1 protein-coding gene is annotated in these 443 nt (G+C 51.0%); it reads right to left on the bottom strand.

All coding sequences use genetic code 11. The features are described from left to right. Positions 1–213 (bottom strand): DUF1816 domain-containing protein (locus D7Y13_RS49245; protein ID WP_120631120.1); only part of this gene is annotated, 213 nt, incomplete at its 3' end. Between the last annotated feature and the right edge of the window lie 230 nt (positions 214–443).

Genomic DNA, 443 nt, shown 5'->3' with positions numbered 1-443 from the left:
CTGCCGCACCTGCACCTGAATTCCGCGAGCGCCTTCGCCCTGCAAGTCTTCAATGTAGCCAGGGCGGGCGGTGTGAGCTTCTTTCGATCGCGCAAACGGGCCAAAATAGTAGGTGCAGCGCGGCTCGGCAGTCGTGATTTCGACCCACCACTGTTTGCCGATCGCTTGCAGGAAGCCCGTGAAAAATTCTTTCGCAACGTTAAACAATTGCATTGGTGGTACGAACGAATAAGATGATGGTTTTCACTGAGCAGTTCGATCGCCAGCATAAAGCGAGTGCCCAGCAAAAAACCGCAACTGTCGCTACTAAAACCTGTTTTGAACCTGTTTTGTAACGAACGAGTTAGCGGTCATTTTAGTAGAAGCACTGGTTTGGTTATAAGGGCGATCGCTCCACCTCCAGCCAATCTTCACAAAGATATCGGGATCAAGCATCGCCTGTA

Source organism: Corallococcus praedator (assembly GCF_003612125.1).
GTDB lineage: Bacteria > Myxococcota > Myxococcia > Myxococcales > Myxococcaceae > Corallococcus > Corallococcus praedator.
This window is presented reverse-complemented; position numbering and strand designations above follow the sequence as displayed.